This is a genomic window from Nodosilinea nodulosa PCC 7104, assembly GCF_000309385.1.
GTDB lineage: Bacteria > Cyanobacteriota > Cyanobacteriia > Phormidesmidales > Phormidesmidaceae > Nodosilinea > Nodosilinea nodulosa.
The window spans coordinates 3090209-3111887 of record NZ_JH976537.1; the positions used below are offsets into that span (position 1 = coordinate 3090209).

Annotated in this window: 21 protein-coding genes and 1 riboswitch; of the genes, 12 read left to right on the plus strand and 9 right to left on the minus strand. The window is 58.2% G+C overall.

Annotated features, from left to right (window positions below; all coding sequences use genetic code 11):
* Positions 1-103: 103 nt before the first annotated feature.
* From hypA to cobM, 5 genes are all read right to left on the minus strand, one after another.
* Positions 104-478 carry a hydrogenase maturation nickel metallochaperone HypA gene (gene hypA, locus LEPTO7104_RS0114275; RefSeq protein WP_017299262.1) on the minus strand — a complete coding sequence of 125 codons (375 nt, stop codon included), beginning with the start codon at positions 476-478 and terminating at the stop codon, positions 104-106.
* A gap of 94 nt (positions 479-572) precedes the next feature.
* Entirely contained in the window at positions 573-830 is a 258-nt protein-coding gene (locus LEPTO7104_RS0114280) for a hypothetical protein (RefSeq protein ID WP_017299263.1), read from the minus strand.
* Entirely contained in the window at positions 793-1152 is a 360-nt protein-coding gene (locus LEPTO7104_RS43620) for a DUF6972 family protein (protein ID WP_071527239.1), read from the minus strand. The genes LEPTO7104_RS0114280 and LEPTO7104_RS43620 overlap by 38 nt, the downstream gene beginning before the upstream one ends.
* Before the next feature lie 16 nt (positions 1153-1168).
* A complete protein-coding gene (gene speB, locus LEPTO7104_RS0114285; RefSeq protein ID WP_017299264.1) occupies positions 1169-2365 on the minus strand; it encodes an agmatinase in 1197 nt (398 codons plus the stop codon).
* 109 nt (positions 2366-2474) lie between these two features.
* Positions 2475-2580: riboswitch (guanidine-I (ykkC/yxkD leader) on the minus strand.
* A 41-nt stretch (positions 2581-2621) separates the two neighbouring features.
* Positions 2622-3500 carry a precorrin-4 C(11)-methyltransferase gene (gene cobM / locus LEPTO7104_RS0114290; RefSeq protein WP_017299265.1) on the minus strand — a complete coding sequence of 293 codons (879 nt, stop codon included), beginning with the start codon at positions 3498-3500 and terminating at the stop codon, positions 2622-2624.
* A gap of 297 nt (positions 3501-3797) precedes the next feature.
* Here cobM and LEPTO7104_RS0114295 point away from each other — a divergent pair, with 297 nt between their 5' ends.
* The 6 genes from LEPTO7104_RS0114295 (at position 3798) to LEPTO7104_RS0114320 (ending at position 9885) form a co-directional block, all read left to right on the plus strand.
* A complete protein-coding gene (locus LEPTO7104_RS0114295) occupies positions 3798-4574 on the plus strand; it encodes an MOSC domain-containing protein (protein ID WP_017299266.1) in 777 nt (258 codons plus the stop codon).
* A gap of 41 nt (positions 4575-4615) precedes the next feature.
* Positions 4616-5824, plus strand: a complete 1209-nt coding sequence (gene hemW / locus LEPTO7104_RS0114300) for a radical SAM family heme chaperone HemW (protein WP_017299267.1) — start codon at positions 4616-4618, stop codon at positions 5822-5824.
* Positions 5825-5935: 111 nt separating this feature from the next.
* Positions 5936-7516: a phosphoglycerate dehydrogenase gene (serA, locus tag LEPTO7104_RS0114305; protein WP_017299268.1), complete on the plus strand. Its 1581-nt coding sequence runs from the start codon at positions 5936-5938 to the stop codon at positions 7514-7516.
* Between the two features lie 17 nt (positions 7517-7533).
* A complete protein-coding gene (gene prmA, locus LEPTO7104_RS0114310) occupies positions 7534-8427 on the plus strand; it encodes a 50S ribosomal protein L11 methyltransferase (protein WP_026072707.1) in 894 nt (297 codons plus the stop codon).
* 54 nt (positions 8428-8481) lie between these two features.
* Positions 8482-8691 (plus strand): hypothetical protein, encoded by a 210-nt coding sequence (locus LEPTO7104_RS0114315; protein WP_017299270.1) that lies wholly within the window; start codon positions 8482-8484, stop codon positions 8689-8691.
* 9 nt (positions 8692-8700) lie between these two features.
* Complete coding sequence (locus LEPTO7104_RS0114320) at positions 8701-9885, plus strand: homocysteine biosynthesis protein (RefSeq protein ID WP_017299271.1); 1185 nt, start codon at positions 8701-8703, stop codon at positions 9883-9885.
* Positions 9886-9891: 6 nt separating this feature from the next.
* Here LEPTO7104_RS0114320 and LEPTO7104_RS33895 read toward each other — a convergent pair whose 3' ends face one another.
* The gene (locus LEPTO7104_RS33895) at positions 9892-10977 is read right to left on the minus strand and encodes a hypothetical protein (protein WP_155523639.1); all 1086 of its coding nucleotides are present in this window, start codon (positions 10975-10977) and stop codon (positions 9892-9894) included.
* A gap of 434 nt (positions 10978-11411) precedes the next feature.
* On the opposite strand from LEPTO7104_RS33895, the gene LEPTO7104_RS33900 reads away from it, so the two are divergent.
* Positions 11412-12287, plus strand: a complete 876-nt coding sequence (locus tag LEPTO7104_RS33900) for a tetratricopeptide repeat protein (protein ID WP_017299273.1) — start codon at positions 11412-11414, stop codon at positions 12285-12287.
* A 4-nt stretch (positions 12288-12291) separates the two neighbouring features.
* Here the strand turns inward: LEPTO7104_RS33900 and LEPTO7104_RS0114335 are convergent, their stop codons facing one another.
* Positions 12292-12597: a hypothetical protein gene (locus tag LEPTO7104_RS0114335; RefSeq protein WP_017299274.1), complete on the minus strand. Its 306-nt coding sequence runs from the start codon at positions 12595-12597 to the stop codon at positions 12292-12294.
* Positions 12598-12789: 192 nt separating this feature from the next.
* Between LEPTO7104_RS0114335 and LEPTO7104_RS0114340 the strand changes: the two genes are divergently transcribed.
* Both LEPTO7104_RS0114340 and LEPTO7104_RS0114345 read left to right on the plus strand, forming a co-directional pair.
* The gene (locus LEPTO7104_RS0114340) at positions 12790-13386 is read left to right on the plus strand and encodes a pseudouridine synthase (RefSeq protein ID WP_040696746.1); all 597 of its coding nucleotides are present in this window, start codon (positions 12790-12792) and stop codon (positions 13384-13386) included.
* Between the two features lie 284 nt (positions 13387-13670).
* Positions 13671-15524, plus strand: a complete 1854-nt coding sequence (locus tag LEPTO7104_RS0114345; RefSeq protein WP_017299276.1) for a serine/threonine phosphatase — start codon at positions 13671-13673, stop codon at positions 15522-15524.
* 44 nt (positions 15525-15568) lie between these two features.
* On the opposite strand, the gene LEPTO7104_RS0114350 is transcribed toward LEPTO7104_RS0114345, so the two are convergent.
* Complete coding sequence (locus tag LEPTO7104_RS0114350) at positions 15569-15805, minus strand: DUF4327 family protein (protein ID WP_026072708.1); 237 nt, start codon at positions 15803-15805, stop codon at positions 15569-15571.
* A gap of 373 nt (positions 15806-16178) precedes the next feature.
* On the opposite strand from LEPTO7104_RS0114350, the gene thrS reads away from it, so the two are divergent.
* A complete protein-coding gene (thrS, locus tag LEPTO7104_RS0114355; RefSeq protein WP_017299278.1) occupies positions 16179-17960 on the plus strand; it encodes a threonine--tRNA ligase in 1782 nt (593 codons plus the stop codon).
* A gap of 2 nt (positions 17961-17962) precedes the next feature.
* Here thrS and LEPTO7104_RS0114360 read toward each other — a convergent pair whose 3' ends face one another.
* Positions 17963-18400: an S-layer homology domain-containing protein gene (locus LEPTO7104_RS0114360; RefSeq protein WP_017299279.1), complete on the minus strand. Its 438-nt coding sequence runs from the start codon at positions 18398-18400 to the stop codon at positions 17963-17965.
* 134 nt (positions 18401-18534) lie between these two features.
* Between LEPTO7104_RS0114360 and thrB the strand changes: the two genes are divergently transcribed.
* Both thrB and LEPTO7104_RS0114370 read left to right on the plus strand, forming a co-directional pair.
* Entirely contained in the window at positions 18535-19467 is a 933-nt protein-coding gene (gene thrB / locus LEPTO7104_RS0114365) for a homoserine kinase (protein ID WP_225886984.1), read from the plus strand.
* Positions 19468-20007: 540 nt separating this feature from the next.
* Complete coding sequence (locus tag LEPTO7104_RS0114370) at positions 20008-21618, plus strand: NAD(P)H-quinone oxidoreductase subunit 4 (protein WP_017299281.1); 1611 nt, start codon at positions 20008-20010, stop codon at positions 21616-21618.
* Positions 21619-21679 lie beyond the last annotated feature (61 nt).

Sequence of the window (21679 nt, forward strand, 5' to 3'; positions counted from 1 at the left end):
GAGGGGCAGGGGTGGGTCTGCAAAGCTTTTGAATTTTGGATTATCAAGGTTGTAGCTAGCATTGGTCCGTAGACTAAGCCATCTACCAAACCCCCTCCAAAATCTAAACTCTAAAATTATCTGCCGTCGCCTCCGCATACTCTACCCGATCGATCTTCAGCTCGCGCCCGGAGCGAATGTCGCCCATAGGCGACTTGCAGGTAGGGCAGGCGTATTGCAAACCAATTTCAGGCCGATACTCGCTCTGGCAGTCGTGGCAGTAGGCAATCAGCGGCGTTTCGCGAATCACCAGCTCGGCTCCGTCTAAAAAGGTGCCCCTAGTCTGCACCTCAAAGGCAAACTGCAAGCCCACCGGCTCCACGCAGGTAAACTTCCCCACGGTCAGGTGAACTTTCTCGATCGCGGGCTGCCCCGGCTGGGCCTCCCACCAGTCGCGCACAGTGAGAATCAGGGCCTTGGTCATGTCGGTTTCGTGCATGGCAGGGAACGGGGAGGTGGTGCGTTTGGATTTTTGTGGTGTTGAGTTGTGATGTTGCGGCGTTTTGGCTCGGTTATCTCAACGTTTTTACAAGTTACAGAACGTCTTCCGCTAAGAGCTGACCTTGAATGCGCTCGTATTCATCCTCAAGCAGCCATTCTGTGGCCGTGTCATAGCTGGAGTGAGAAACCACTAGCTTATAATCCGCGCTAGGACTAAAGATCCGGCAAGTTCCATCCTTGTCACCGATCAACATCAGAACTTTGGGGGGGAACAGAACCGGATCTATCCAAAGTTCCAAGAATTTCCAGGTTTTAGCCTGTTCTGCGAGGGCCGGTTCGGGGGATAACATGGTACTCACCTGTAGCTTTCACAATCTTAATTTCCCCGTAGTACAGGGGTTTTCGACTTCCGTCTGCTCTCAGCATGTAACCAATGGCTTGAGAGAAGTAGAGACCATACCGCTCATAGTCATCCTCTTCGTCATTTGCCCCACTCCGCTCTCCCCTCTCAATAATGGCCGTTGTCACTTGCCTTAAGATTTCAAGGCTATTGAAGACGTGGGCTCTGCCCTCTTTCTTCAGTAGTCGCTTTACTTGAGGGGTTCCAGGCAAGTGACGGTCAACCAAGCTTGGGCGAGGATCAGGAATAATTGTTCTCGCGATTCCACCCATCTAGTTATCGTATTCCCTACTCCCAAGGCTGATCCACGTTCATATTCGCCTCTTCGTGGATGTAGCTAGGTTTCTCGCGGCGGGGCAGCTGGCCCGACTTCACCAGGTGGGCCATGGTATCGCAGATCACGCGGGTGGCCATCAGCGCCGTCATGTCGCTGACGTCGTAGGGGGGCGACACTTCTACCACTTCGATGCCGCAGACGGTGGTTTCCTGCACGATGCGCTTGAGCAGGTAGAGGGCTTCGCGGGGCAGCAGGCCGCCGGGCTCGGGCCAGCCGGTGCCGGGCACAAAGCCCGCGTCGATGCAGTCGATGTCGAAGCTGATCCAGACGCAGTCGGTGCCGTCGGTGGCGCGGGCGATCGCAAAGTCAGCCGCCGCATCCAGCCCCATTTCGGTGATGTCGGTGACGGTGAGAATGTTGGTGGCCCGCTCGCGGCAGACTTTGACCCCCTGGCGGGGCACCTGCCAGCCGCCGATGCCCATCTGCACCAGGTTTTTGGCGGGAGCGTTGGCCATGTTGGTGGCGTGGAACCAGGGGCAGGTGTGCATGCGCTCGTCCAGGTCGGTTTCCTGGGTATCGACATGGCGATCGAAGTGGATGATGCCGACTTTTTTGTCGCCCAGGTGGCGGCAGATGCCCCGCACCGTGGGGAATCCGATGGAGTGGTCGCCCCCCAGCAAAATTGGGAACGCGCCGGAGGCAAACACGTGGGCGACGCCCTTGGAAATCTGGTCGAAGGATTTTTCGTTGTTGGCGGGAATTGTAAACACATCGCCCACGTCGCAGAGCTTGATGTTTTCGCGCAGATCTACGCCCAGCTCAAAGTTGTAGGGGGTGTAGAGGGCCGAAATGCGGCGAATGCCCTGGGGACCAAAGCGGGTGCCGGGGCGGTAGGTAGTGCCCGAATCGTGGGGAATGCCGACGATCGCCACGTCGTACTCGCCCACCTTGCGTACGTCTTCGACGTAGGGCGCTTTGAGGAAGGTGTTGATGCCCGCGTAGTGGGGCAACTCGCCGCGAGAGAATGTCGGGATGGTGCGATCGCGAATACTCTCCGCCGCCTCCAGGCCATACTCCAACCCCTGGGAAACCTCCTGCTGCCAGCCGGTCATCGGCAGGCGCGCTTCCATCTCCAGGGCACGCTGGGCCTCGGTCGAGCTGCCATTCGGGCTTTGAAATACTGGGTCATTGGATGGATCGGTGGTCATCGGAGAGCCTCACAGGGTTGCACTAGGCCAAATAAATCGCAGGTTTTGAGAAGTGAGCCAAAAAGCCCAGGAGATCTAGGCAGCAGCTCAATCTCGCTGCTCCCCATCTATCTCCCGGGCTTTTATCCCGCCGTGTAGTTGGCTATTACCAACCCGCCTCTCTCGGACCAGCCGTTTAGCAACCTAGCCAAACCGGAACCCTAGAGGCTTAAATTCAGTTTTAATGCCAACACTCTAAGCCCAGCCATCCCTGAGGTCAAGACTCAAGGGTTACCGCATCTTGGGTCGCGTCAGAGGGAGTGACGGATCGATCCTTGGGGCGAAACAGGTGGGTGTGCTCGGGGTTGTAGAGGCGCGACCTGACTTTCTGCCCCCGCAGCGCCGGGCTGATGATATACAGCGTGGTGCGAATCAGGTCTTTCTCGCGGGTAGTTTTGGCCATCTCGGAGAGCGGCACGACCAACAGCTGCTCGTCGGGCCAGCCGATGCGAAAGCAGATTGCTACCGGGGTATCTGGCTCGTAGTGCTTGAGGAGCTGCGTCTGGGACTCTTCTACGTGGCGGGCGCTGAGGTAGAGGCACAGACTGGTTTTGTGGGCGGCCAGGGAGGCTAGATCCTCCGCCTCGGGCACCTGGGTGCGCCCGCTGATGCGGGTGAGAATGATCGACTGCACCAGCCCCGGAATCGTCAGCTCGGCATTCAGCTTGGCCGCCGCCGCCTGGTAGGCGCTGATCCCTGGCACAACCTCGAAGGGCACCTCTGCCTCGGCCAGCGCCTGAATTTGCTCGTGAATAGCGCTATAGAGGCTGGGGTCTCCCGATTGCAGGCGAATCACTGACTTACCCGATCGCACCCGCTCGATCATCAGCGGCAAAATGCTCTCCAGGGTCAGGGTGGCCGTGCCAACGCGCTCGGCCTCGGGCCGGGTCCAGGCCAAAATTTGCTGCGGCACCAGGGAGTTGGCATAGAGAATCACATCCGCCTGGCTCAGCAGCCGCTGGGCTTTGACCGTCAACAGCTCTGGGTCGCCCGGCCCCGCCCCCACGATGTAAACCCCCGGTGCCAGAGGTGCAACCTGCGGAGAAGCAGCGGCAGGAAAATCTTGGATTTTATGGGAGATCACGGGGCTAGCCATAGGGCAAAGGTCAACAATTCACACAGCCCCCAGATCATAGCCACTTTGTTTCAAGTATCCGTGAATCTCAGGTATTTCCCCGGAATTTAGCCGCCGTTCTAGGAGATGGGAACGGTAGATGCACCCTGATTCGGACCCCTGAGGATAGCTAACTCGGGGGTCTTTTTTTGGAGAATTACTGTGGTGTAGGCAGGGCGTTCTACCTGGTCTGGAAGACGGCTACCCAGGGTTTGCTTGATGACTTTGCCTGATTAAGATAAGGGTCTATTTAGCTCGAGGCGGCGGCGACGGCCCTCTATGACTCCCCACCTCTCCCGTATCGATATCTTCCCGGTCAAAGCGCTGGATGGCATCTCAGTGGCCCAGGCCGAGATTCTAGAGCGCGGGCCGCTGGCGGGCGATCGCACCTACGCCCTATTCGATCGCCAGGGTCGCTTCATCAACGGCAAGCGCAATGCCGCTGTCCACCAGCTGCGATCGGCTTTTTCTGAGGATAGGGTGTGGATTACACTGGCGATCGCGGGGAATGCCCTCACTGCTACCTTTCACCTCCAGGAGCAGCGCCCCGCCCTCGAAACCTGGCTGAGTGACTACTTTCAGCAGCCCGTTACCCTGCGAGAAAACCGCGAACTGGGCTTTCCCGACGATACCGATGCCGCTGGGCCAACGGTGATCAGCACCGCCACCCTAGAAGCCGTCGCCGCCTGGTACCACCTCACCCTAGAAGAAACCCGCCGCCGCTTTCGCACCAACTTAGAAATCGATGGCGTGCCTGCCTTCTGGGAAGACCAGTTGTTTGGCCCCGACTCCGGTCCGGTGCGATTCGTCATTGGCAATGTGGTGCTAGAAGGTATTAACCCCTGCCAGCGGTGCATCGTACCCGCCCGCGACCCCCTGACCGGAGTGGCCACCCCTGGGTTTCAAAAAACCTTCACTCAGCAGCGGGCCACAACCCTGCCCAACTGGACTCACCCCTCCAGGTTCAACCATTTTTACCGATTGGCGGTCAACACCAATATTGTGGGCCAGAGGGGCCAGGTCCTTAAGGTTGGAGATAGTGTTAGCTTGATTTGAGAGGCGTTCCTTTCCTGTTGCGCCCCAGGGACAGCCAGCCCATGCCTGCCAGCCCGATCGCTGCCTACGTTCATATTCCCTTCTGCCGCCGCCGCTGCTTCTACTGCGATTTCCCCATTTCAGTTCTGGGCAACCGGCGACGGGGCGAGACTTCTGGGTCGGTAGAGAGCTATGTGGCACTGGTTTGCGAGGAGATTAGAGCAACCCCAAAGCTGAATGAGCGCCCCCTGCAAACGGTGTTCTTTGGCGGCGGCACGCCCTCCCTACTTGCGGTTCCCCAGCTCGAAACAATCCTTACCCAGCTCGATCGCCGCTTTGGCCTGGCCCCAGCAGCCGAAATTTCGATGGAAATGGATCCAGGCACCTTTGACCTGGAGCACCTGGAGGGTTACCTCGCCACAGGCATCAATCGCATCAGCCTTGGCGTGCAAGCGTTCGATGACGCCATTTTAGAAAGCTGTGGCCGCTACCACCGCGCTGCGGACGTCTATCGCTCGGTGGACTGGCTCCACCGGGTCGAGATGCCCAACTGGAGCTTGGACCTCATCTCTGGACTGCCCCACCAGACCGCAATCGGCTGGGAAACCGGACTGGCCAAAGCTGCGGCTTTAGGTCCCCACCATCTGTCGATCTATGACCTGGCGGTGGAGCCTCAGACGGTGTTTGCCAAGCGCTACCAGCCTGGCGGTGCGCCCCTGCCTACGGATGAGCAGACGGCGACGATGTACCGGCTGGCCCAGGCGTTTCTCACCGCCCAGGGCTATGACCACTACGAAGTCTCGAACTACGCTCAACCGGGGCATCAGTGTCAGCACAATTTGACCTACTGGCGCAATCAGCCCTACTACGGCTTTGGCCTGGGGGCCACCAGCTACACCCAGTATCAGCGCGTGAGTCGGCCCCGCACCCTGGCAACCTATAGAGACTGGGTGCAGGCGTTTCAGGCGGCGGCAGGAACCCACGGCGATTTGCCCACACCGCCTCTGGAGCAGCTTTTGGATCGGCTGATGGTAGGGCTGCGGCTGAGGGAAGGCATTGGCGGAGATGAGGTGCGATCGCTCTGTCCGGCCAGCCACTGGCCACGGCTTTACAAAGCCCTCCAACCCCACATCGAAAATCGGCTCATTGTGATCGAAGGCCAGACCTGGGACACCTTGTGCCAGCTACGCCTCACCGATCCCGAGGGCTTTCTGTTCTCCAACGTTGTGCTCGCCGACTGCTTTCGGGCGATCGAAGACCAAGACGAGTGAAGTGGCTCCACCCCCCATCCCCCCATCCCCCACCAAAAGTGCTCTCCACGCTAATGCCTCGCTCCACCTTTGGAGTAAAGTAGATCCCTGTGACATTTTTATGGCTTATCCATGCCCAAGGTTTTAGTTTCCGACCCCATTGATCAGGCGGGGCTTGATATTCTCTCCCAGGTGGCCCAGGTCGATGTCAACACCAGCCTGTCACCCGAGGAGCTAGTGGCCGCCATTGGCGATTACGATGCGCTGATGATTCGCTCTGGCACAAAGGTCACCAAGGCGGTCATTGAGGCCGGGCAGAACCTGAAAATTATTGGCCGGGCCGGGGTCGGCGTCGACAATGTGGATGTGCCCGAAGCCACCCGACGGGGCATTGTGGTGGTCAACTCGCCCGAGGGCAACACCATTGCGGCAGCGGAACACGCCCTGGCCATGATGATGTCGATGTCGCGCTATATCCCCAGCGCCGATCGCTCCGTCAAGGCTGGCGAATGGAAGCGCAAAGACTTTACCGGCGTTGAAATTTACAAAAAAACGCTGGGCGTGGTGGGCCTGGGCAAAATTGGCTCCCACGTGGCCACTGTGGCAAGGGCCATGGGCATGAAGCTGCTGGCCTACGACCCCTTCATTTCCGCCGATCGCGCTGAGCAGCTGGGCTGCCGCTTGGTCGATCTGGATCTGCTGTTCCGCGAGGCCGACTACATCACCCTGCACCTGCCCAAAACCCCCGAAACCACCCACCTGGTCGATGAAAAAGCCCTGGCTACCATGAAGCCAACCGTGCGCATTATCAACTGCGCTCGCGGCGGCATTATCGACGAAGCGGCCCTGGCCAAGGCCCTGCGCGACGGCACCATCGGCGGCGCGGCGCTGGATGTCTACGAATCTGAGCCCCTGGGCGAGTCGGAGCTGCGGGAGCTGGGCAAAGAGATCATTCTCACCCCCCACCTGGGCGCGTCTACCGAAGAGGCCCAGGTCAATGTGGCCATCGATGTGGCCGAGCAGATCCGCGACGTGCTGCTGGGCCTGCCTGCCCGCTCAGCGGTGAACATCCCCGGCCTGCGCCCCGAGGTGATGCAAAAGCTGCGCCCCTACCTACAGCTAGCCGAGACCCTGGGCAACCTGGTGGGCCAGCTGGCCGGTGGACGGGTCGAAGAACTCACCGTGCGCCTCCAGGGCGACATCGCGGGGGGCGATACCCAGCCGATTATGGTGGCGGCGCTCAAGGGCTTGCTGTCCCACGCCCTGCAAGAGCGGGTCAATTATGTCAATGCTTCTATTGAGGCCAAGGAGCGCGGCATCCACGTGATCGAGACCCGCGATGCCGACATTCGAGACTACACCGGCTCGCTCAACCTGAAGGCCAAGGGCAGTCTGGGCGAGCATTCTGTGACCGGGGTACTGCTGGGGGGCAGCGAAATTCGCGTCACCGACATTGACGAGTTTCCCATTAACGTGCCCCCCACCCAGCACATGCTGTTTACCCTGCACCGCGACATGCCTGGAATTATCGGCAAAATTGGCTCGCTGTTGGGCAGCTTCAATGTCAACATCGCTAGCATGCAGGTGGGCCGCAAAATCGTGCGCGGCGACGCCGTGATGGCCCTCAGCCTGGACGATCCTCTACCGGAGGGTATTTTGGCCGAAATCCTGAAGGTGCCGGGCATTCGCGATGCCTACACTGTCAACCTGTAACCCGAATGCCAATGGCTGTGGTCAACACCTGGTGGGAAGTAAAAGTGCTGTGCGATCCAGCGCTGGAGGACACTGTCTTCTGGCGATTCGATAGCTTTGGCAGTCAGGGAACCTCGACCCAGCAGCGAGGGGCGTTCTGTGTGGTGCAGGCCTATTTCCCCCAGCATCGGCTAGAGCTGCTGGATCTGTCTGCCCTGGCGCTGCTGATCAAACAAGATGCCCTGTGCAGCGATCTGGTGCTGCCTCGCATTAGCTGGCATTTGATCGATGAAGAAGACTGGTCGAAAAGCTGGAAAGATCACTGGCAGCCCGAACCAATTGGCGATCGCTTCCTGATCACCCCCGCCTGGCTGGAGCCTCCTGCCGACAATCAGCGGCTGGTGCTGCGCCTCGATCCTGGGGTGGCCTTTGGCACCGGCAATCACCCCACCACGCAGCTCTGCCTGGAGTCGCTGGAAATGCGGCTCACCTACGAAAAAACAGATGTGACCGTTGCCGATATTGGCTGTGGGTCTGGCATTCTCTCGATCGGGGCGCTGCTTCTGGGGGCCAGGCGCGCCTACGGTGCCGATACCGACGATCTGGCGGTGCATTCGGCCATGGGCAACCGCGCTCTGAACGGACTGACGGAGGAGCAGCTACCGCTACTGCACGGCAGTTTGGAGGCGATCGCCCAGGCCATTGAGGCCCCCGTGGACGGCATCGTGTGCAACATTCTGGCCGAGGTCATTATGGATCTCATCCCCCAGATGCACACCATTGTCACCGCCGATGGCTGGGGCATTCTCAGCGGCATTTTGCTCGATCAATCCAAGCTAGTGGCTGATACCCTAGAGCAGCACGGCTGGGTGGTGGCTACCCTGTGGCGACGGCAGGAGTGGTGCTGTCTCAACGTGCGACGATCCCCATAGGGATCGCTTCGTGAGTTGCCCACCTCAGCCTATGCTCCCACGCCGACTAAGCCTATGACCCGCTCCGATATCAGCTTTATAGCAAAAGTAGTCGTGCTCTCTGGGGGACTGAGCGCAGCGATCAAGTACGGCGTGCCGGTGCTGCTAGTGGGGACCCAGGCAGGGCAGCACCACCCCGCCCTGGGCCTGGTGCTGGGGCTACTGCTAGCCCCCTCGGCCCTGATGGGCAGCCTATTCTGGCTGCGCCGCCGCTCTTACCCCTAGGCCTAGCCCATGCGCACTGTTGACGGCATCAATACCAAAATTCGCCAGGGTCAGGTGGTGGTGCAAACTGCCGAAGCCTTTAAAGCCCGGGCGAAAGAGCAGGGCATTGCCGCTGCGGCTCAGGCGGTGGATGTGGTGGTCACGGGCACCTTTGAGCCGATGGAATCGTCCGGGGCAATGCTCAACCTGGGCCATACCGATCCGCCGATTAAACTGCTGGAGTGCTACCTGGATGGAGTCCCTGCCTATGCCGGATTTGGCGCTGTAGATGTGTGCCTGGGGGCGAGTCAGCCCGCTGTGGCCGGGCGCGGGTCTGACCTAGGCGACACCGAGGATGTGCGGGAGCACGGCGGCGGCCACGTGATTGCCGATTTGATCGCGGGGCACAGCATTCACCTCCAGGCTACTGGCCACGGCACCGACTGCTATCCCCGCACCTCGCTGGAAGCCTCGATTACTCGCGACACCATCAACCAGTTTTATCTATTCAGTCCACGCGGGCTGTATCAAAACTTTATTGTGGGCGTCAACGGCGGCGATCGCGCCCTCTCAACCTACCTTGGCCCCCTCCAGCCCCGCCTGGGCAATGCGGTGTACGCCAACCCCGGCGCCCTTTCGCCGCTGCTCAACGATCCAGATCTAGAGGCCATTGGCATTGGCAGCCGCATTTTCTTTGGCGGTGGTGTCGGCTACGTCGCCTGGGAAGGAACCCAGCACTTTCCGCTACAGCGACGCTTGCCCAACCGTACGCCCATTGGTCCTGCCGCTACCCTGGCTCTGATTGGGGACGCCAAGCAGATGCGGCCTGAGTGGGTGCGGGGCTGCTATTTCAAGGGCTACGGCCCTTCTCTGATGGTCGGCGTAGGCGTGCCCATTCCCATTCTCAACGAACAGGTGGCGGCCCACTGCGCCGTGCAGGATGCCGACATCGTGGCTCCGGTGATGGATTTTTCCATTCCCCGCCGGGTGCGTCCCACCTTTGGCCTAGTCAGCTATGCTCAGCTCAAGTCAGGCAGCATCACCATTGAGGGCCAGCCCGTGCGCACCGCCCCGCTGGCCAGCATTTACCTGGCCCGCCAAGTGGCCAGCGAACTGAAAACCTGGATTGAAACAGGACAGTTTGAGCTGGCGGCACCCGTAGCTCCTCTGCCCACGGATCGAGCATTTTTACCCCAGGATGCTCTGGGGGGCTAAAAGAGGCTATTCGACACTGCTGTCGCGGTTTTCTTCCCGCTTTTTAGGGCGAATCGCCAAGCGGTCTGCTCCGGCATCGCTGCCTTTGACGCCAGTGGGGCGACGACTCGGCATCGGTGGCCGACTGCCCCCAGGGCCGCCGCGCATGCCCGGCTTGCCGCGCCGAGGACCACTGCCGCTGCCCTTAGCGCGCTTTTTAGGTGGCACAATACCCACCATCGAAGCCTCGCTCAGCACCAAAACCTTGGCCTCGCGTCTCACCTTAAAATCCCAAAAATAGCCGACGGTGCGGCCTTCTATGGTGCCGTGGAGCAGCAGCTTGAAGGGCTTTGAGGAACCCGGAACGCGTTTGACCCCCTGCAGAATTTTGACCGCAATGCATTTGTCCTCCGGTGTATATTTGATCACCTCGCCGCGAATAGAGAAGAAGTTGTCGTCGACGGGCGGCAGATCGGCAGGATCGGGTTTTTGAGCGGCTTCATCTGTATCTTCGCCGTCTTCGCCGTCGCCAGCGGGCGTTTCCCCCGGTAAGCCCAGGGTTTCAGGTTCCCATACGCCGACAATTTGCAGGTGCAAATCCTGATCGTCATTGTCGAGTTCGCGACGGGTGCGGGGATATACCACCCACAGGTGGGGCACCGACAGGTCAATATGCTTTTTCACCAGGCTAGTGATGCGGCCCAGCAGCACCGAGTCAATCACATGGCCATCTTCAGTGGTGAGGTTACCCCGGTTGAGCTGATCGGCTTCGCTGGGCTCGTAGGTGCCCCGCACTAGGCCAATAGCCCGGTACTGCATGGGCTCGCTCGGGGGAGCGATGGGCTGGTACCGATAGTCGACTGGCTCAGCTTCTGGGGTTTCGACAGTGGTGGCTTTGGCAAAGGGTTCAGCCTCAAGCGCCTTTGGTGCAGGCTTCACTACTACTGAACTCGTTGTCTTCGCCTCAGGGGCAGCGGTGGGGCGTACCGGACGCACCGGACGCTGGGGGGGAGACATTAGCGACGGCCGGTCGGCAGCGGGTGCTGCCCCCTGATCGAGGCCATTCTTAGCTGTAACGTCGCTTTTAGAAGCGTCTTGCTCTGCAGAACCCATGACACCACCGATCTCCCTCTCAACATAAGTTAGTCACCCGGCGCAACGGCAATTTTGCGCATGACTTAGCCTGTAAGCCTAGCGTAACATTCGCCCTTTCATGTGCATGGTCAGGGCAAATATTTAAGCGCCTAATACAACTTGGTCAGGGCTTTACAAGCCTGCCTCAGCACAGTCTTAGGATTTATTACTAAGCTGTTACTTCAGTGGCCGAAGTGACTACCTTAATTTTCCATCGTTGACGGTTAGTAATCCGTATTGTTTCTGAGCTTTTTAGCAACTTCTTTGCTACTGTAGCCCTGGTTACGCCCTTGGGCTGTCTTTAGCTAAGCTGAAAGGCCATGCCGAAGCGGTAAAATCGTCTACCTAAACCTGCGCGATCGCCCGCTGACTGCGGGTATCTTGCTTCCGCCACTCCCTGATGAGGTAAATCTGTGACCGCAAACCGTAATCGCTGGCTCGTTGGCACTGTTTTAACCCTGGCTTTGGCGGCCTTTTTGTCCCTGTCGCTGCTGCCAATTTTGGGCAGTAACAGCAACCGCCGGGCCAGCAGCACCCCGGACTCCAGCCCTACCGCCGATCCTGCCGCCATGCAGGCGGAACTGGAGTCCCAAGCCCGAGGTTATGAGCTGGTGCTAGAGCGTGAGCCCGACAACCAGACGGCGCTCCAGGGTCTAGTCGACGCCCGCATCCAGCTGGGCAATATTGAGGGGGTGGTTGCTCCCCTGGAAAAACTGGTCGAACTCAACCCCGGAGTGCCTGACTACGCTGTGCTGCTGGCCCAGACCAAGCAGCAGATGGGAGATCTAGAGGGAGCTGCCCAAGTTTATCGTCAGGTGCTCGACCAGCAGCCTGGCAACATGAACGCGCTCCAGGGGCTGACGGTGCTGCTAGTGCAGCAAAACCGTCCTCAGGCGGCCGTTGGTCTGCTGCAAGACACCCTTAAAACCGCCGATCAGCTTCAGTCGGAGGGCTCAGCCGCTGGAATCGACACGATCGCTGTAAAGCTGCTGCTGGCCCAGGTGCACGTGGAGGCCAAAAATATTGACAAGGCTATTGCGCTCTACGATGAGACGATTGCCGCTGCTCCAGAGGACTTTCGCCCAGTGCTGGCTAAGGCCCTGGTGCTACAGGATCAGGGGGATACCAATACCGCCCAGGCGCTCTTTTCCCAGGCCACTAGTCTGGCCCCTGCTCAATATAAAGACCAAATTGAGCAGATGGCCAGTAAGGGAAAGACCGCTCCGGGAGCTAGTGGTGAGAACACAGATATGATTGAATCTGCCCCGGCGGCGGGACCGACTAAATAGCCGATCAGGCCCGCGCTGGGGAAGTGGAGCTCAGTCTTTCAGATGGACTGGGCGCAGCTTGGTTAACCTGTACGGGTTCAAACTCGATGTGGTTAAACAGGGTCGTGACAAAGGCGAACAGCAAAAAAGGCAGCGACAGCACCAAAATTAATCCTACGGTGGCCAGGGCAACCACGGGCTGTCGGGCTCCCATCAGGGCCAGGGACGCCGCTAGGCTAATGAACAAAATGACTAGCCAGGCAATAATTTGGCCGTAGATGTCGCCAAAGGTAAGGGTGCAAGAGAATCGATACTTATTCCCGAATTCCATGGTGTTGTCCTGCCACAATCAGTCCTATAGAGTTCAGCATATCGGCCTGGCCTTTACCGTTGTGGTTTCTCAACATTTCCACAAAAGTTGCAATGAAATGTTGCAGCCCTTAGGGTACGGTTCATACTGCGATCGCCGCAGGAACAGCCACCGCAGGAACAGCCGCCGCCAAAATAGCACATAGCCATGGCCATGGTGTACCAGTACATTCTGTTCTACAAGCCCTACTACGTGCTCAGCCAGTTCAGTCAGGGCAGTACTCCCTCGGCCACTGCGATCGCGCTCCGTACCACCCTCAAAGACTTTGTTCCAGTGGCAGATATCTATCCAGCGGGCCGCCTCGATTGCGACAGCGAAGGGCTGATGCTGCTGACCAATCACGGCCGGGTGCAGCACCGTCTCAGCGATCCGCGCTTTGCCCATCCCCGCACCTACTGGGTGCAAGTTGAGCGAGTGCCGCCCGCCGCCGCCCTAGCCCAGCTGCGCCAGGGGGTGACAATTAAAGGCTATCTCACCAGGCCCTGCCAAGTTGAGCTGCTCAACACCACACCGCTGCTACCACCGCGAGATCCGCCCATCCGCTCTCGCCAGAGTATCCCGACGGCCTGGCTAGAAATGACCCTACAGGAGGGTAAAAACCGCCAGGTGCGCCGGATGACTGCCGCTGTGGGTCACCCCACTCTGCGCCTGGTACGGGTGGCGATCGCCCACCTGAAACTGGGTACGCTAGAGCCTGGTCAATGGCGGTCTGCTACGGCTGACGAGCGCCGGGGGCTGCTGCAACTTTGAAGGGGACTAGGCAATCTAGCTGAAGCTAGGTCAAGAATCGGTGGCCTGGATCACCCTGGGGAAGTGGCAGTAAGTTACCATGGGCTTGCGGTAGGGCAATTCTAGGGGTTACCCATGCCATACTTATACGTGCCATGTCCAGGCTGTTCTACGAGTAGGGTGCGCAGCAGCTTTTCCTGCAAGACTGGCCCAGCCCCTGGTAAAGGGCCTGATTTTGAGGCCTGGCAAAGGTTTAATGGCTCCGTACGCTGGCTGACTGGCCTAATTTTTGGATCATCGCTAGGATGCTAACCTGCCCTCTTTGTGAGTTTGAAAATACTGATTCACAGCGGTCTTGCGAGCAGTGCGGACAGCCACTCCAGCGGTGGCGAGTCATTGACATCCCCGCCCCAGGGGCAGCAGCGATCGCCCCTTCAGACTTCACCGCAGAGGGCTACATCGATGGCGATCGCCGCTATCGCTTAATTGCCTCACCTGCCACCCTGGGAGCCGCCGGCACTGCGCCCCTAACCGTCATTGACTGCCAGCCTGAGGCGGGCTCTCCGCTGCACGCTTTGCAATCCGCCTGGCTGGAAACCCCCAGCCTCGATCCCACTACCCATCCTCTGGCGACTGGGGTACCGGCTGAAGCCTATCCATACCTAGCCCTCCAGGCCGACTATTTTCCGGCGATTCCAGAACTACACCACGCCTGGCAGACGCCCCAGCGCACCCTCCTGCTGATTGAAGACCGCAGTATTTGGCTGCCTCTGTCGGTGGGGTGGACAGCCATCAACGATCCGCTTCAGCATATCCAGTGGCTGTTTGAGCTGACGCTGCTGTGGCAGGCTTTAGCTCCGTGGCAGGACCAGGCCACCCTGCTGAATCCTGACCGACTGGTGCTCAACGAAAACAGCCTGCTCTGCCTCACCCACATTGACCCAACCGATCGCAGCCAGTCGTTATCGCTATCAGCCCTGGGGCAGGCTTGGAAAGTGATATTGGGTGCCAGTCAAACCGATCTGCCGCTCAAGGTGCAGGCATTGGTAGGCGATCTGATAGACGGCACCGTTGCTGACATCGCTGAGGTGCAAGATACCCTGGCCGAAGCCGCCCAGGACTATCCGCTGCCAGAGGTAAAGGCCGTGTATCCCTGCTGGGAAGACGGTGATCCTGAGAATTCTGGGAATGAGCTGGATCCGATAGTTGCCAGCAAGCTGACAGGCGACAATTTTGATCTGGAGTCTGACGCGGTTTTTGATACCCAAGAACTGCCAGACGACGAGGGCAATGGGCCAATTGAAGCGCCAACCATGGTCTTGCCCATGAAGCTGGCCAATTTGGATGATGCTGGTCAAAGCCACGTGGGTCAGCAGCGCCACCACAACGAAGACTGGTTTTTCACCCAGGCTCAGCTCCATAAGGTCAGCGGCCCCCAGGGCAGCGTAATGCGGGCCAAAGGGCTCTATATTCTTTGCGATGGCATGGGAGGCCATGCTTCGGGAGAAGTCGCTAGCCAGCTGGCGGTGCGGACCCTGCGCGAGTATTTGACCCAGTACTGGAGCAGCGATCGCCTGCCCGAGCAAGACACCCTGCTCCAGGCGGTGTTCACCGCCAACCAATCCATCTTTGACATTAATCAGTCCAACGCCACATCAGGGGTAGGGCGCATGGGCACTACCTTAGTCATGGTGCTGGTACACAACCTCGACATAGCGGTTGTGCACGTAGGCGATAGCCGCCTGTATGGATATAGCAAACGCCTGGGGCTACGACAGCTCACCCTAGATCACGAGGTGGGGCAGCGAGAAATAAATCGGGGCGTAGAGCCTGCCCTAGCCTATGCCCGCCCCGACGCCTACCAGCTGACCCAGGCCCTGGGGCCAAGGGGAAAAGAAGACCTGGCACCCGGCGTTGCTTACCACGAAATTACCGAAGATACTCTGCTAATCCTGTGCTCCGACGGGCTAAGCGATAACGACCTGCTAGAGCGCCACACCGATACCCATCTTGCTGGTCTGTTAAGTTCAAAAGCTAACCTAGCCAGTGGTGCCGCCCACCTCATCGACTTGGCCAACGAAAAAAATGGCCATGACAACATCACGACCATCCTTGTACGTATTAAACTCCAGCCTGACATGACACCTATGGTTGACTGACAATTGGTTGACTGACAGTGAGATTGATTGACGGTGTCGGCCAATTAATCTTCTTCCCAGGACTGTACCGCTAGCAGCTCCTGAATCGGATCTTGAGTGGAAAAGTCGAATTCTTCTAGTTCTTGCTTCCAGTGGGTCCAGTCATCGCCAAATAAAAAGGCGATTTTCCAAATTGGATCGCTGGGACTCACGACTTTGGATTTCTTCACTAAAGACTCAACTTGGCGCTGAAATTTCACCATCGGGTGAGCGACAACTAAGTCGGCAATTGCTTCAGTCATATTTTCGATTTTAAAAAGCTCTTCGGAACGTTGAACCGGGAGAATCTGCACATTCTTGAGACTTGCGCAGGCGTCTACCCTCTATTCAGGAACACAGCATAGCACAAGAACGCAAAGGCGCAATTCCTATCCACACGTTTCCTGTAGTCAATGGCCCAGATCGTTGCATCTGGCCGCTGATATTCATATTACCCAAGGATGCGCTCAGTTGGGGTAGGTATTTCCCTGGCCAAAGGGTAGATAACCGTACTCGACCGCCTAGCTCAGCCTTGGGTTTAGCCAATAGTCGCTAAACTAGAGGTCAAACCCCTGTCGCCTTTAGCGTTGACCAATGGCTCAAACTGACTTATCTGCTCCGCCGCCTAGCGCTCCTATGGTTCTGCCTCGCACCAGCGAGTCAGAGGCGCTTAAACGCATTCGCCACACCTTTTCCCACGTTATGGCGATGGCAGTGCAGACCCTGTTTCCAAAAACCCAGGTCACTATTGGCCCTTGGATTGACTACGGCTTCTACTACGACTTTGACAGCCCTGAGCCTTTCACCGATCAAGACCTGAAGGCGATCAAGAAGGAGATGATCAAGATCATCAATAAAGGGCTACCGGTCACTCAAGAGACAGTGACTCGGGAGGAGGCCCGGCGTCGCATCGAAGCTCTCGGCGAACCCTACAAGCTGGAGATTTTGCAGGATTTGCAAGACCCGATTACCCTTTATCACCTGGGCGATCAGTGGTGGGATTTGTGCGCGGGTCCCCACGTGGCCAGCACCGCTGACCTCAACCCCAAGGCGTTTGAGCTAGAAAGCGTGGCCGGAGCCTACTGGCGCGGTGATGAAAACCGGGCTCAGCTTCAGCGCATCTACGGTACGGCCTGGGAAACCCCTGAGCAACTTCAGGAGTACAAGCGCCGTCGCGAAGAGGCTAAGCGCCGCGATCACCGCAGGCTGGGCAAAGAGCTGGGCCTATTTATCTTTGCCGATGAGGTAGGACCGGGGCTGCCCCTGTGGACTCCTAAAGGGACGGTGCTGCGTTCTACTCTGGAAACCTTTTTGAAGGAAGAGCAGACCAAACGGGGATACTTGGGCGTGGTCACTCCCCACATTGCCCGCGTAGATCTGTTCAAAACCTCTGGCCACTGGCAGAACTACCGGGAGGATATGTTTCCGCTGATGGCAGACGACGACGCGGCCCGCTTGGCGGAAGAGGGCTTTGTGATGAAGCCGATGAACTGCCCGTTCCACATTCAGATCTATAAGAGTGAGCTGCGATCGTACCGGGAGCTGCCGCTGCGGCTGGCGGAGTTTGGCACGGTGTACCGCTACGAGCAGTCGGGGGAACTGGGTGGGTTAACTCGGGTGCGAGGCTTCACGGTAGATGACTCTCACCTATTCGTGCGGCCCGAGCAGCTTGACGATGAGTTTCTCAAGGTGGTGGATTTGATCCTCACCGTATTTCGCAGCCTGAAGTTACAGAACTTCAAAGCTCGCCTCAGTTTCCGCGACCCCGAATCGACCAAGTACATCGGCGGCGATGAGGTGTGGGAAACCTCCCAAAACGCGATTCGCCGCGCCGTACAGACCCTGGGCATGGAGTATTTTGAGGCTCCTGGGGAAGCGGCTTTCTACGGCCCTAAGCTAGACTTTATTTTTCGTGATGCCCTAGAGCGCGAGTGGCAGCTGGGTACCGTCCAGGTTGACTACAACCTGCCCGAGCGCTTTGACCTGGAGTACGTGGCCGAAGACGGCTCGCGCCAGCGTCCGGTGATGATTCACCGGGCTCCCTTTGGTTCCTTAGAGCGGTTGATTGGCATTTTGATCGAAGAGTATGCGGGCGATTTTCCGCTCTGGCTGGCTCCGGTGCAGATGCGTCTGCTGCCCGTGACCGAAGAGCAGTTGGGCTACGCCCAGTCGGTGGCTGACCAGATGCTGGCTAAAGGCGTGCGGGTTGAGGTAGATGCCAGCGGCGATCGCCTGGGCAAGATGGTGCGCAACGCCGAAAAAGCCAAAATACCTATCATGGCGGTCGTGGGAGCTAAGGAGCTAGAGGCCAACGCTCTCAATATTCGCACCCGCGCCCAGGGGGAACTGGGGGCGCTGCCGGTGGCTGAGGTGGTAGAGCGAGTCGCGGCGGCGATCGCGGCCCGAGCAGACTTCTAGCCCTAGGGTGTATCCGGTAGCTCGGTATCGAGCTGGCGCAGCTCGCCCAGGGACTGCTCCATGGCGTCAATCAGCTCCTGAACAGACTGCCCTTGCTGCGCTTGCTGCTGCTGGGCCAGGTTCGACAGCACGCTCAGGCATGAGTCCAGGCCAGCGGCAAATTCGTATCGCGTGACCGGATCGTCGCCGCGAAAACTGCCGTCGGGGTAGCCGCTGACGCAGCCGTAGGTTCCCGCCAGGTTGAGCAGGGCGGCGTAGGCCCAGTGGTCGGGGGGGACGTCGGTAAAGGGCAGCACCAGGTTGGGCTCAGCTGCCTGGGCCGCAGGTTCAGCGGCAGAATTTACGGTGTCGGCGCTGGCCGGGGCGATCGCTGCAAGGACACCTAGGCCAATCCCAAGCCCTAGCCCCACAGCGCCTTGAATCATTGGCTGAATGTCCATGCCATATCTCCCAAGATCTGTTCTTATAGTCATTGTAGAGACGCAGCTTTATCCATAGAGCTGCAAATCACAGAGCTGCAAAAAGTGATATTATCCTGAGCCTAATTGTTCCATGACTGCCGGAGGCTTTTGCGGTGCCCACATCCGTTTCTGTGACCGTGCCTGCCACAACCGCCAATATTGGCCCCGGTTTTGACTGTTTAGGCGCAGCTCTCACGCTTTACAATCGCTTCCGCTTCACCCTGCTCGAGCAGAGGCCGGGAGTGGTCGCCATAGAGGTGCGAGGATTAGAGGCCGAACGAGTTGTAACAGATGCCTCTAATTTGGCCTACAAAGCCTTTGCCAGCTACTTCCACGAGCGAGGACTGGCGGTACCGGCGGTGGCGATCGCCATTGATCTCAACGTTCCCCTGGCGCGGGGCTTAGGCAGTTCGTCTACCGCCATTGTGGGTGGATTGCTGGGGGCCAATGCCCTGTGCGATGCTCCGGTCGATCAAGCGGCCCTGGTCGAAATGGCGATCGCCCTTGAGGGCCACCCCGACAATGTAGTGCCAGCTTTGGTAGGGGGCTGCCAGCTAGCGGTGGCCAATGACGACGGTACCGCTACCCTGTGCCCAATCCCCTGGCATGCGGGAGTTATCCCCATCGTGGTCATCCCAGATTTTGAGCTGTCCACCGCCGAGGCGCGCCGCGTGCTGCCTGCCGCCTACAGCCGGGCAGACGCCATTTTCAACACCGCTCACCTGGGCCTGCTGTTGCGGGGGCTAGAGAGCGGTCGGGCCGATTGGCTGCGGGTAGCGATGGGCGATCGCATCCATCAGCCCTACCGCCAAGCCCTAATTCCCGGTTATGACACTATAGCCAGAGCCGCTATCGATGCTGGTGCCTACGGTTTGGTGATCAGTGGTGCTGGTCCCACTCTGCTGGCCCTCGCCCCAGTCGAGGTGGCTCCCCAGGTGTGCGAAGCTCTGGCCACAGCCTGGCAGCAGGAAGGGCAACTGGCAAAGGCTCAAATACTGGCCCTAGACACCGAAGGCGCAAAGGTTTACCCAGCAACAGATGTCTAGAGAAGCTGACTGGAGTCTCACTTCTGGCCCAGCCTGGACAGGGTTAAGCCCGAGAACCTAAACCAGGGCGCTTATGCAGGGCAATAATCGCGCCTCAGTCGTTGCAAAAATTAAGATTTCGAGGCATTGATATACATAAATGTGAACAGCTAGTTTAATTAATTCAAATGCGCGATGAACCTCAAACGCTTGCGCAGCCTTCATGTCCGGCGTTGGAACATCAATCTTTGACAATTTTTGGCAGAAATTACTTATCAAAAGTTTATTAAGTTTCCTATACTAGGGACGAGCGCAAAAGATAGGTATATATCTCTATGCCGATCTTGCCCTCCGGTTTGTTCTTCCGCCGTGCCTTTTAGGCCACGACTCGCTCGCTGAAGTCCTCCGACCTCCTCGCCTAGGGTAGGCCGCCGCGAACAGCAGAAGTGAATCCTTCTTAGAAGAGTTCACTTCTAAGGGTGTGTGTCCGCCTCAAACCAGACACTAAAACCGGAACCTGGATGCGCTGGCTGTTTTGTAGTACTACTCACGCGAATTCTCATGCTGACCGAGCAATTTCCGTGGCTGACGACCCTAGTTATTCTGCCGCTGCTGGCAATCTTGCCCATACCAGTGCTGCCCAACCGCAATGGTCAAACCCTGCGCTGGTACGCCCTGGGGATTGGCTTCATCGAGTTTTCTCTGATTCTGTACGCGTTTTTTAACTTCTATCACCTCAACCAATCTGGCTTACAGCTAGCTGAACGCTACGACTGGGTTCCTCAGGTGGGCCTGACCTGGTCCCTCGGTGCCGATGGTTTAGCTATGCCCCTGGTGGTGCTGAGCGGCCTGGTAACAACCCTGGCAATTTTGGCATCATGGAATGTGACCCGGCGGCCTCGGCTCTACTTTAGCCTGCTGCTAGTTATGTACAGCGCCCAGGTAGGGGTGTTTTTGGCCCAGGATCTGGTCATGTTTTTCCTGATGTGGGAACTGGAACTGGTGCCGGTGTATCTGCTGATCTCTATTTGGGGCGGTGAGAAGCGTCTTTACGCCGCTACCAAGTTTATTCTTTACACCGCGATCGGCTCTATTTTTATTTTGGTGGCGGCCCTGGCGATGGCCTTTTACGGCGATACCGTTACGTTTAACCTGACGGAATTGGCCCAAAAAGATTATTCCCTGACGTTTCAGCTGCTGGTCTATGCAGCCTTTTTAGTGGCTTTTGCGGTTAAGCTACCGATCTTTCCGCTGCACACCTGGCTGCCCGATGCCCACAGCGAAGCCCCTGCTGCCGTATCGATGATTTTGGCTGGGGTGTTGCTTAAGATGGCGGGCTATGGCCTGATCCGCATGAACATAGAGATGCTGCCTGACGCCCACGTTTACTTTGCTCCGGTGCTGGCGATATTGGGGGTAGTCAACGTCATCTATGCCTCTATGACCGCTTTTGGCCAGGACAACCTGAAGCGGCGCATGGCCTATTCGTCGGTGGCCCACATGGGCTTTGTGCTGATTGGCTGTGCAGCGTTTACAACCTTGGGCATGAGCGGTGCAATGCTGCAGATGATCTCCCATGGATTGATCGCGGCGGTGATGTTCTTCCTGGCTGGGGTGACCTACGAGCGCACTCACACCCTCGATATGGATGTCATGGGTGGCATGGCGCGGAAGATGCCCAACGCCTTTGCTTTCTTTACGGCGGCCTCTATGGCGTCGCTAGCGCTGCCTGGCATGAGTGGTTTTGTCAGCGAGATTGCTGTGTTCCTCGGTATCGCTACCAGCGACGTTTACAGTGCAACATTTAAGACTGCCATCATTATTGGTGCTGCTGTAGGGGTGGTGCTCTCACCCATTTATCTGCTCTCGATGCTGCGCCGCATCTTCTATGGGGAGGCTGGACAGGTCGTGACCAAGGTATCTAACATTCTGGACATCCGCCCCCGCGAAGCCTTTGTGGCGGCTTGCCTGCTGGTGCCCATTATTGGTATCGGTCTCTATCCCAAGTTGGCTACCCAGGTTTACGATGCCAAAACGGTGGAGGTGGCCAGCCGGGTGCAGACCACTGTGGCAACCGTGGGGCAAACGTCGCCCCTATACGCCCATATTCTGGTCGCTCCTAGGGTGACGGTGGCTGAACTGACCACCGCAGTGACGGTCCAGGTCGATTAGCCTCAAAACGCTAGTTCAGCCGATACGACCTGCACTCTGGCCCATCGCCAGAGTGCATTTT